The organism is Desulfurivibrio dismutans, from assembly GCF_029210385.1.
GTDB classification, from domain to species: domain Bacteria; phylum Desulfobacterota; class Desulfobulbia; order Desulfobulbales; family Desulfurivibrionaceae; genus Desulfurivibrio; species Desulfurivibrio dismutans.
In genome coordinates this window covers 1-11,226 of sequence record NZ_JARGDQ010000014.1, presented here as the reverse complement: position 1 = coordinate 11,226, position 11,226 = coordinate 1, and the positions used below count along the sequence as shown (strand labels likewise).

Here is an 11,226-nt window from a genome sequence, read left to right as displayed (position 1 = left end):
GGGCGGTCCAGCGTATTCATCGGCCATCTTCAGAAAGATCAGGTAGGTGAGCTGTTCCAGGTAATCGCCATAGCTCACCCCGTCGTCGCGCAGGGTGGTGCAGAAACTCCAAACTTTGGAAATAATGGGGGCGGTGGGGTTCATTCAGTGGTTTCCTTCTTTCGGTCGATACGGTAGCGGGCGAATTGTGCCGGGTGCTTGGTTGAGCTGCAAGTTATTGTTCCTACCCCGTCAGGCGGCCTTGGCCAGCGGCTGAACTTCTTGCCTGATCCGCTTGCCGTCTTCCAACTCAGCCCGTTTCAAGTCGAAAGAGGTTTGCAGACTTAGCCAGAACTGGGCGGTGGTGCCGAAATAACGGGCCAGGCGAATGGCGGTGTCGGGGGTAATGGCCCGGCGCTCAATCCGATTGCCCACAGTTTCCGGCGGCCAGACAAGCTTGCATCACTTCGAGATAGTGCAGGTGGTTAACCAGTCCCTGGCTCTGCTTGGTCGCACCTATGGCTTGTTTGACCAAAGCGATTTCAACCGGTAGGGGTTGTTCGCTGAATTCCACCTCCACATCAAAGTCCGGCTCGATATTGGCAAAACGATATTCAATCGCGCTGGGGGAAACGGTAAAATTTGCGGCCGGGGAAAGCCAACGAACAGCAGCCGCTCCGTGCGGATGAAGGAAAGTAACCGTGGCATCAGTAATGGGGCCATGCCATTCCGCCCCGGTCACCATGATATAGCCGGTGGAGTAGCTGGTCATACCGTCAATTACTCGCACCACTTCGGGCGCCGCCGCAGGCCCGGCCGCCTCCTCTTCTATCTGGCCCAGGAATTGACGATAAGGGGTAATCAGGTAATCATGATTCTTCCGGGGTTTGACCAGGTAGCTTACCTTAAGAGCCACCTTTTCCCCGGGGGCAAAACGCATGTTCCATAACGTCCAGTGGTAAACCGCTGCCTCCTTGTCCGATTCCTGAATTTCATGCTCCACCGCGCTCTTGGTCTTTACCTCCTTGCCATTACGCCACACCCGAAGATCCCTGACCTCATCTTTATAACCGGTAGGAAAGCCGGTTTCCATGATCGCCGCTGATCGGGAGCGGTTTTGCAGAACAAAATCAGCCTCCACCCGACACCACTTTCGATCAAGATGGATGACCACTTCCTGCGATACCATTTGCACCCGACTATCCTTGCGGGTCGGCGTCATCCCTTTGGAGAGCGGATCAGGCGCCACGTCCGCCAGGGAAGAAATGGGGGCAAACAGCATGGCAAACATCAACAAAAAACGGATCGGGTATGTATTCATCATCTTCTCCTTTTCAACGACCAAGGTCTTACGGCGCTCCGGCTTGCAACAAACGGACGATCTCCGGATAGTTGTTGCGCCTCGCCAATGACAAGGCGGTAGCACCATGGTCATGACCAAAAAATATTTGCGCCTCCGGGTCGGCGTCGGCCGCCAACAATACCCGCGCCACGGCGAGGTTGCCCCGGCTGGCCGCGGCCATCAGGGGAGTAATCCCGTGGTTGTTGTCCGCTTTGACATCAGCGCCGTGGGCCAGCAGCAACCGCACCGTCTCCGCCGAGCCGCCGCCATCATCAGAGCGGAACGATGCTTGCTATTCCCGGCATGGACATCCGCTCCATAAGCCAGCCGCAGAAACACGACGGCCGCAAGGCCTGCTTTTATCCGCGTATTTCGTGGGAGGCGCGGCATCGGTTACACGCCTAACGGGTATTCCCGGACAAGACCTGCCGCCGGGCTACCTGATTGATCATGCCGTGGTCGAGATCGACCTGAAAGAAACGATCATGGCCGAGTTTGCCCCCGACCATGCCACGCGGCGGCGGGGGATTCGGGGTCCTGTCCAGGGCCGGACTTTCTTCAACGGTGGGCACCATGACCGTCACCCGGCGCAGAGAGTCTTTGCTCCGTCCGTGCAGATATTGCTGGTAGTCGCCGTCTGCATCCTTGCTCGCCCGGCCTTCCGGCGAGTTAAGCCAACGTGTAAAGGACGGGATCTCTTCCCCGGCGATTTGGATAAAGGTATAAGGCCCCGCTTTCCATGTCGGCCCCTGGCGCTGCCAGAACGCGCCTTTTTCACAAAGCTCAAAGCGTTCTCCCGTCGGCTCGTCGTAGCGTACCAGCACCGAGTTGTTAACCACCCGTTTGCCTTCGACAAAGAGATAGAGGGCATCAGCAGCAAAAATGGCGGCCTGGGCTGACGTAGCCAACAGGCTGAAAAAAATGACCAGCAGGTGGATATTACGCATAAGCGCTCCATCAACATTTACATTTTTTTTCAGCCACCGTTTAATCCAACACCCGGCCCCTGGGTTGGGCGGTCTCCTCGACCTGTTCGGACGGGGCGACTTCGCGGCTGGGAAGCTGCGGGGGGGCTGCGACCGGTTCCACCAGCCTGCCGGACAGGTCGGGGTATGGCTGGGGCGCTATCCGGTTTGTTGAGGGTCTTGCCAGCTCATCCGGTTTTTTATCCAGCAGGAAGGACAGTCTTCTTGGGTCGGCGTAGAGCGGGAACCAGTAGTCCGGGTAGTTAAGGATATACAATGCGGCAAATGTATTACCCTGGTGAACAAGCCCGCCTTGCTCCAGCAGGTACTCATAGGCCCGATCTACCTCCCCGCGATAGGCCATGACCATCGCCTCCAACGCCAGCGCGCTTTTCAGCAACATTTCCCAGCTGTTATCGGTTAAGCAGACGGGGTATTCCGTCCTTAACGAGCGCAGCCTGCTGGCGGCGTTTAGCGCCAGATCGGGATAACCGGAGCTAAACGCCAAAAAACCGTACTCAAAAAGCCGTCTGCCCGCGCGATCAATCACCAACCTATCAGCAAAGCATGTCACTGTGGAAACAGTAAGATGCTGGGTCTGACCATTGCGATTGACTCTAAACTCAAAACTAGAACCGGCAGGCTTGCTGTTCAATATGCGAAGATACTCCTGTCTGTCGGCAAAATTTATACCATCGACCGCCTCAACAACATCACCAACCCGCAGCCCGGCGGAAGCCGCGGGCCCATCAGCATTGGTTATCGCTTCAACCAACCGCGCTCCAGGCAAGTCTTTAAACCGAACACCGAGACTGCCCTGGCTTTTCTCCACCTCCATCAGCTTTTGGTGATGGAACAAAAGCAAATCAGCAAGCTCTGCCTTGCTTAGCCCTTTTTCCGCCAACTCGTCGAAAAAGGGGAAGGTTCTCAACCGACTATATAAGGGTGAGGCAGCAATCCCCTCCTTAATCTTCCCGATGCCGTTGGACTTAAACCCTACAACAATAAGCCCCTCGCCTTCCGCCACAGCCTTTGCGGCCTGAACTACTTCATCAGGGGCGCTTTTCATGCTATATAACTCGCTGCTGCCTCCCCGACCGAAATCGAAACCACCAAACCAAGTGTTAGCGGATTCCACATAAACTGCTTGGCGAAGGTCTGACCCTTCCCTAAATCTTTTGGTTTGCAACAATATTATTTTGTCATCATGCATAAGGTACTCATCAAAGCCACTATTCCAGAGCTTCACCAGCCTATCCATCCCGCCGGAATAAACCGGATGCTGTAGGTTTTCCGGAACAGACAACCGCTTACCACTAGTTACATGGATGACATTAACTGGCGCAGCTGTCCTTAGCGGGGCAAATAGCAGATAGTTACCATCAGGACTAAAGCCCGAGAACTTACCAGGTTGCTCATGAACCCTCAGCCTGGTAAGCCCAGGCAAAGAAAAGACGGAAACCCTGCTAGATACTTCTCTTTCTGGATTATCTAACCACTCTCCAATATCTTCTTTACTTACAGCAAGGTATCGACCCAGTGGATCTAAAAAAACATCTACAATTTGAGCAATTTCGGGGCGAACAGTGAGGCTGACTTCACCAATTTTTTCGGTTGTTGCCACATCAAACACTGCAACAATCCCCCGGGAAGTCAAGTCATGAAGAAAGACCGCAAAATATCGACCATCCCGACTGAAATCCCCACCAGGTACATTTATAGACCGTACTCTGGGAACTTCTATCTCCCGCTGTGTACCATCAACAGTGGAAAGCAGTTTAATTTTTCTATTGGTTACTACTGTACTGCTCTTAGGGTCATAATATGTATAAGCCCATATGTCGCCGTTCCAAGATAATTTGGAGGACAAATTCCCTTCAAGCTCAAGCCCAGTCTTAACAAAGCCGCCCCGTGACTGGTCATAACGCCATAGAATATTCTTGTGGCTAATCTCATCTTTAGTATCTCCAAACCCAGAATGCTTGCTAACAAAGGCGCTACCATTACCGCTGAAATCAAAGACCACAACTGTTTCGGCTAATCGTTCAGGGGTACAGTACTCCTGAAAGAGCAAAGGCTGCTCTGCTTCCTTCTGCGCCTGGGTATTTTGTGTCTGCGTCTGCTGTGCCGCTGGTGGTGGAGTTTGGGCAGGCTGCTTGCCGACAATGTCGCCGGGATTCGTTGTCTGACAGGCGGTGACTCCGATGAACAGGACGATAACGAGAATGCGTGAGAGTGATGTGATCATTTTTTGGTACTCCTTTCTTCGGCAGACAATGGTCGAACTAAGCTTATTCATAATTCCTCCTTAACTCAGACATGGGACAAGGTGCGGCTATCTTCTTACATAGCCCGCCACTACCTCTCTTTCGCCGGGGTTGAAGTTGACCCGGAGCGCGGCGGGCAGGATATCTGTATCGAACACCTCATGGCTACCGTCCGCCTGGTGGTTACGGGAGCTGCTCAGACGGAGCAGCGCCGCCGTTCTTCGCATCATATCCAGCCGGTTTCGCCCCTGAGGGCTGATATAATAGGTTTCTCCTTCTACAATAATCGGCACCAGGGCTGGATCATAGCCGGCCGAGCCAGACACCGGCGCGCCGCTTAAAAACAGATGTGGACTCCAGCGTCCGCTATGCGCTACCGGCCTGCCATGCTCGACCCTGCCGTCCCATGCCCTTAGCGCGGTGACATATCTCGCCCGTGGGTCATTAAGCTGCAGGGCGCCCAAGATAGCGCGCTGGCTCCGGCTGCTGATCCGCGCTGACTGCCGGTTGATCATATTGTTCAAAGCAGGCTTGAAACGCCCCAGCCTGAAAGCGGAGTCGTTTTCCAGCCCTCCCACGGCCCGTCCCACATCCTCCGCCCAACGGATATTCTCGGGCAACAGCCCTATCCCGTCTTTGATCCCCTCAATAAACACGGTGACCAATGCCGACGCCGTCCGGGCCTTCAGCCGGACAAGCTCCCGCTCGGAACCGCGGATCTTGTCAATATTGTAAGCTCTTCCCCATCGGTGAAAATTCATATAGTCCTCGATCCCATGGTTCCCCGGGCTGCGGGCCTTAGCGGTGCTTGCCCGCATCTGTGCCAACAACTCCCCCTTGAGCGTGGACACCATCTGCGTGGACCGGGAATGACGGGAATAGGCCACCCGCAGGAACTGATCAATGAACTGTTCCGCAAGCGCCCTGCCTCTTTCCTCCGCGCTCTCGCCGTTGCTGGTGCTGGCCGGTGTGCTGGGGGCTTGGCTTAATCCCGCCCCCGGCATTGCTGGCGGGGGGCTTACCCTTGGGGACGGCGCCCGTTGCGGGGACACAGCGGGAGCGGGGCTTACGGCAACGGTCTTTCGGGCCGCTTTCGGGTTTATCATTATCTTCGCCCTGGTCTCGGCGGCCCTGCCTTCCGCGTCGCTCACCTTTATATCAAGAAAACCGACCCTTGCCTCTCTTGTGGCTATCCCGCCCACCGTCCCCGCCAACTCGCCTGGTCTGTTCCCCAGGCTGAATCCCTCACCGGTGGCGCGCATCTCCACCCGCAAGGGATTTACAAAGCTTGCGGGCACCTGCACTGAAAAATGCCGGTTATCTCCAGATCGCAGGCTGTCCGGCAGATCATGCGCCAGCCGGTATGGCTCTTTTTTGAAGCTAACCGTGGCGGAATGCCGTTTGCCGCGAGGCGAGATGATCTCCGCCTTGGCCACAATCTCCTGGTCGGCAGGCAGCAGCGCAGCAGAGATCAAGAGCCCCACCCGATAGGGGGGCTGTTCGCCGGGGCGTGGTCTTTCCACCGAAACACTCTCGAGGGTTTTGCCGTTCTGCTTGAGTATTGCCGTCAGGTTTACTGTAGCCTGCCCGGTCTCCTGCCCCAGGCTGAAATGAGCGTAGAGCAGGGCATCGTCATCGGGGGAAAGAACCGGATGATGCTCCTGTTTTTCCTGGCTGGGGGTAATCAGCAGTCGGTCTATACGCACCGCCTGCGCCACCTCAAAAGCGAAGGTGGCCTTGCTTTTGAGCTCCGGCGCTGAAAGGTAGCTATGGAACAGCCCCAGCACATACCTGCCCTCCGGCAGCTCTTCCAGCAGAAAGCGGAAGCGGGTCTCACGGGTCTCCCCCGCCGCAAGCAGATGCTCTTCCTTCCCCAGCCCGTACACCGGTTCGCCTGTGGCATCATAAAGCTGCCAGAACAGCCCGGACATCTCCGGCTCGCCTGCCGGGAAGCTTATTTCGGACTGGAAGGCGAGGATGTCACCGTTCTGCACCGACCGGGTTAAAGGCGGTCCGTCATGGTCGTTCAGTCGGGCGATTATCTCAAACGGCGCAGGCCGGGTCAGGGGCTGGCCAAGCCTGAATTCAAGCTCCTGGTAGGCTAGTCTTTTTGTGTTTGCGGAGTACAAAGCGACAGCTACTCGGTAATTACCCGGCGACATCCCGCTGGAGTCGAAGCGCAGCAGGTGGGCATTGGGATCAGCGCCGGAGACGGTTTTGTAATTTTCGCCGCTGACCGACCACCATACCTCGTGCTGCTCTGCCCAATTGCCTATGCGTGCCACGGCAAAGGCCAGGATGTCGCCGGGCACGGCCGGCAGCGCCTGCCGCTGACTGCCGGCGGCGAAAAGTGGTGTTCCGCCCTGAGAAGTGAAATGGCCTTTACTGGCGGTGATGGCGCCTATGCCAATCCTGTCCGAAACCGTGAAGGTCGCCTCCCGGAAATCGACCTGCAACCCGCCGGCGCGCTCGAAAACGCGGATGGCGACAATGTGCGGGCCGGGCGGAAATCCCTCGGCGACGGTGAAGCGCAGACGGGCGGCCTCGGGGTCATCCGCGCTCAGGTCGGGGACCATGACCGCGGACTGACCGCCGGGCATGGTCAGCTCCCAGCGCACGAAATAATCGTTGGTCCAGCGGTTGTCTTTCTGCACCACAAAGGCGATGGTTTCGCCCACCTCCACCTCTCCCGCCAAGGGGCCGCCGTCAAAGCCGCCGCGCCGGCCGTACAAGCCGCCAAGATCAAAATTCTCGGCCCGGTCATGGGCGGCCTGTTTCATCTCGCGCAGCAGGCGCTGCTGTTCGGCGTGGCTGAAGTCGGCAAGAAAATTATTGCTCGCATCCCTGGCCAGCCGAAAACCCTCCACCGCCATCTGGCCCCCGGCCACCAGCGGATCCAGGGTCATCGCGGCGATGGTTTCCGCCGTGACCGTGGAGACCACAGCGAACATGACAAAGGCCGGATCGCTCTCCCAACCGGTCTCCCCGCGCTTGACCCCAGCCTCGATATAGGCCCTGGCTCGCTCATCGACCCGCCAGCCGCGCTCCAGGGCATCGATGATCGGGAGAGGAATCAGCTCGGTGGTGGCGATCATGGCGCTTTTCGCGGCGATCGCCAGACCGGAGTCCCCCTGCTCGAAATTCCAGAAGAGGTGGCTGCCCTGCCGGGCCTCCTTGAGCCGCTGCTCGATGGAGATGACGTTGCCGGCCCAGCTTGCGACCCGGCCGGCGGTCTGTAGGCGGGTGGAGGGGGCGGGCGGGGGCGCGGACTTTTGGGCGAATTTGAGCGATTCGGTCTGGCCCCGCAGGTTTTCGGCAAACTCGGCCGGCGAGCGGAAGCCATGCTCCTGGAGATTGCGGGTAACCGCATCCACATCGGTCCGGCTGGTGCCGGTCACCGCCTTGACGATCTCGGAGGCCTGCTGGAAATTCCGCGGCAGGTCCCCGACCCGGTAGCCCTGCTTCTGATAGGAGGCGCGCACCGCCTCCAGGGCCTCCACCCCCTTTTTCATCTGAGCCAGCCCCTCGGCGGTGTGCATCTGGCGCAGGTTGTCGAGCCGCAGGCGCTCGGCGGAGGAGAGCGAGGGGTTTTTCAATTGATTTTCAATGGCCTGGGCCGTACCCAGCTCGGCCCAGCTCTTCTGAAAATACATCTGCGACATGCTTTCGGGATTGACCAGGAGACCCTGGCCGGCCTTGGCCCGCACCACGTTGGGGGTCGATTCGACCTTCAGCCGTCCTGGCCCCCCGTCCTGCACCCGGATGCTTGAATCCGCCGCCATTTTCCGCTTGAACCCGCCCCGGCCGTCGGGTTCATAGGAAAGGGCGCGGGTCTGATCGGAGTAATCGTGGCTCGCTTCCATGTGGAAGCGGTCGGTGGGCATCTGGCGGTAGCGGGCCGCATGCGCCCTCAGGGCCGCCGGGTCGTTCGGATCGCCGGCATAGCGGGTGCGCTGGGCGAATTCGCGATAATAGACATCCTCCCACCTCTGGGTGGGAACCTCGACCCAGCGGTTGGGTTCCACCTCCACCAGCACCCGGACGTCACGGTCGGTGTTGACCGAAACCCCTTGGGCGCCGGGGGTGCGGAAATCATGGGTGATCACTCGCTTGCCCTGGTATTCGGGCAGGGACTCCACATGCCGGACCACCTGCTGGTCCGCCGGCCGGTAAACCCCGTTCTCCATGGTATCCACGAAGGCCTTCTGGTCGGCGGCGGTCCCGAGGTACTTGACGTCACGAGTCTGGCGGGAATCGGCAAAGGTGCGCAGCACCTCGTCAAGATTGCTGAAATCAGCGGCGGCGGCCAGCTGGCCGGTTGTGAGCAACATTGCGGCGAGCAGCCAGGAAAGCCGCCCTGCAAACAAAAGCCGGATCCTGTTCATTCCATCTCCTCCCGGTCCCAGGAGGCGAGCAGGTCGCCGGCATACCGGCGCAACTCCGGGCCGGCGGCGGCGGAAGAAGCCAGGTCCGTCAGAATATTCCTGGCCCGCTCCGCTTCGCCCCCATGCTTGAGCAGCACGGCCTGGCCGGTCGTCACCGCCGGATTGGCCGGATGCATGGCGGCGAGCCGGTCAAAATAGAGAATCCCGGCCTGAATCCGGCCGTCCAGGATGTAACAGAGCGCCAGAGGGGCCGTGTTCATCGGCGTAATCATGGCCGCGCTCTTGGCAAACAGGCTGTCGTACTGCTCGATGGCGGACCAGAAACGGCCCTGCTTCATCAACACTTGGGCCAGCAACAACTGGGCCGGGCCGTTGGCCGGGTTGATATCGACTGCCTCGATGAGCAGTTCGGTGGCCAGCTCCAGGGTTTCCCGATCTCCTGAAAAGTTCGCGTAGATCATCGCCAGCAGCACCCGGGGCTGGTCCCAGTCGGGCCGCAGCTCCGCCGCCGAGGCGGCGTAAAAGATCGCCTGCCGCAGATCGGCGCTCCGGCCGAACTCCCGCCAACGTTCATAATAGCCCGCCGCATGGCGGCCCCGGACCCCGGCCAGCTCGGCGTAGAGGTGCGGGGAGGGATCTTTTTCGATCCTGGCCAGGAGGATGGTCTCATCGGGGAAAAGAGATTCCGCATCCGCGGAGGCAGTTGTTTGTTGGCCCTGGAGGCCCGCGACCAGTTTCTCCGCCCCGGCCCGGTCGATCTCTCCTGACAGCATAATTTGGCCGCTGGTGATGATCTCCTGGATGAACGGGGCCATCATCAGCCGCCCCTCGACCAGGATCGCCAGCCGGCGGTTCAACTGCTCGCGGGTCAGCTCCACCAGCAATTGCCGGCCCTCCGGGGTCGTCTCGATGAAGACGCCGATAAACCCCTGCTCGTGAACCCACGCTTCGCCAATATGCTTTTCGGTCAGGACGGGCGCTGTTTCCACCTGCACGGTTTCAACCGCTCCCCCGCTCGCAAGCTCCATCGGCACGAATCCCGGGCCGGGGCCCTCCGCCGTCCGGCTGATCGCCAGCAGGGAGAACGATTTTTCCGCGGCCGCGGCCGAAGGCGCCCATGTAAACCCGAAAAAAACCACCACCATCAAGACCGGCGCGATGGCCCAACCCCCCCGCAACCCTTTCCATTTGTCAAAGACCCGAAAAGATCTAGCTGTCCCCGGCATCATCCGGCGTCCTCCTCTCTCGCCTGATTTCTATCTACAGAAACACCCGGTTACAAACGCTTATTCGTCATAAACAACTCTAATACCATTACCTCCAGCAGGCGAAGGGATCACTTTCCAACGCAAGTGCACCCCCTCGTTACCATAGGGCGGCGGTATGCGGAGTCTTTGGGCTTCAAGCGCGGAAAGCGGCAAATCCCCATATTTCAACAACACGTAACGCCCTACCGGGATGGGCAAATTTTGCTCCCATTTTCGCTGCGGCGCGATGCCGGCGACGTAAACTGTGGAGGTACGACCGTGTAAGTCCACGTTCTCAATCAGGATATCTATGCTTCGGCTGGTGGAATTGCGCAGTTCAAGAACACGAACCTGCGCTAAGGCCGAATTCAAAAACCCACCGAATATGAATGCAGCAACCAGGAAAACGATCAAACTTTTTCACATGATGAAACTCCCCTATTGATTTTGATTAGCAGCAATTCCAGAATCTTCGTAAACCCCGGTAGTATCGAGGCAATTCAAAAAGCGGTTGTCGTCGTTGGGCAGGGTAGCTCATGAACTCCTGCTCGGCCTGTTCGCCCAGGTTTTTGGTATCCACCAGGAAGAGGACGCGCTGGGCGCCGGCGTAGCGGCCGGATTGATCTTCGACGGTGGTTAGCTTGTGGCCCTGATCTTCGGCCTTGGCTTCAATTACCCCGGCGGCCTGGCCGTTGATGAAGAGGACGTAGTCGGCGGGGCCGGCGTCGGTGCGGTATTCGCGCACCGCGATGCCGGGGCCGGCGTTGAAGTCGATGGCCTTGTTATCCTGCACCACCCAGCCCGCCAGGGCCAGTTGCCGGTCGATGCGGTCGCGGGCTAGTTGTTCCGGGTTCTGGTTGGGCGGCAAGGCTTTTTCTCCCTCCGAGCCAAGAGGGGACAGATTTGAAATCTGTCCCCGGTTAAGCGGTTAAGCGGTTAAGCGGCTAAGTGCCCCCGCTTGTGGGCCGATTACTGCCCCCCTGTCACGATGTGACTGCCAAACTAGCCGAAAGAGTAATGAAAAACAAGAGGGATCGACAG

General features: G+C 58.5%; 8 protein-coding genes and 3 pseudogenes. All 11 read right to left on the bottom strand.

What is annotated here, in order from left to right:
• A partial coding sequence (locus P0N66_RS12955; protein ID WP_431190025.1) for a type I restriction-modification system subunit M N-terminal domain-containing protein occupies positions 1 to 144 on the bottom strand: 144 nt, incomplete at its 3' end.
• Positions 145 to 231: 87 nt separating this feature from the next.
• A complete protein-coding gene (locus P0N66_RS12545) occupies positions 232 to 414 on the bottom strand; it encodes a HigA family addiction module antitoxin (RefSeq protein ID WP_275805944.1) in 183 nt (60 codons plus the stop codon).
• Complete coding sequence (locus tag P0N66_RS12540) at positions 398 to 1,303, bottom strand: hypothetical protein (protein WP_275805942.1); 906 nt, start codon at positions 1,301 to 1,303, stop codon at positions 398 to 400. The genes P0N66_RS12545 and P0N66_RS12540 overlap by 17 nt, the downstream gene beginning before the upstream one ends.
• Before the next feature lie 25 nt (positions 1,304 to 1,328).
• Positions 1,329 to 1,571 (bottom strand): annotated as a pseudogene (locus P0N66_RS12535) (ankyrin repeat domain-containing protein); the annotation flags it as partial.
• 151 nt (positions 1,572 to 1,722) lie between these two features.
• Complete coding sequence (locus tag P0N66_RS12530) at positions 1,723 to 2,268, bottom strand: hypothetical protein (protein WP_275805940.1); 546 nt, start codon at positions 2,266 to 2,268, stop codon at positions 1,723 to 1,725.
• 40 nt (positions 2,269 to 2,308) lie between these two features.
• Positions 2,309 to 4,534, bottom strand: coding sequence for a PDZ domain-containing protein (locus P0N66_RS12525; RefSeq protein WP_275805938.1), 2,226 nt, complete (start codon positions 4,532 to 4,534; stop codon positions 2,309 to 2,311).
• Between the two features lie 87 nt (positions 4,535 to 4,621).
• Complete coding sequence (locus P0N66_RS12520; RefSeq protein WP_275805936.1) at positions 4,622 to 8,938, bottom strand: hypothetical protein; 4,317 nt, start codon at positions 8,936 to 8,938, stop codon at positions 4,622 to 4,624.
• Positions 8,935 to 9,399, bottom strand: a complete 465-nt coding sequence (locus tag P0N66_RS12995) for a tetratricopeptide repeat protein (protein ID WP_489667348.1) — start codon at positions 9,397 to 9,399, stop codon at positions 8,935 to 8,937. The genes P0N66_RS12520 and P0N66_RS12995 overlap by 4 nt, the downstream gene beginning before the upstream one ends.
• 267 nt (positions 9,400 to 9,666) lie before the next feature.
• Positions 9,667 to 9,966, bottom strand: a pseudogene (locus P0N66_RS12990) (SecDF P1 head subdomain-containing protein); the annotation flags it as partial.
• A 258-nt stretch (positions 9,967 to 10,224) separates the two neighbouring features.
• A complete protein-coding gene (locus P0N66_RS12510) occupies positions 10,225 to 10,599 on the bottom strand; it encodes a hypothetical protein (protein WP_275805932.1) in 375 nt (124 codons plus the stop codon).
• 184 nt (positions 10,600 to 10,783) lie between these two features.
• Positions 10,784 to 11,053: pseudogene (locus P0N66_RS12950) on the bottom strand (type III restriction endonuclease subunit R); the annotation flags it as partial.
• Between the last annotated feature and the right edge of the window lie 173 nt (positions 11,054 to 11,226).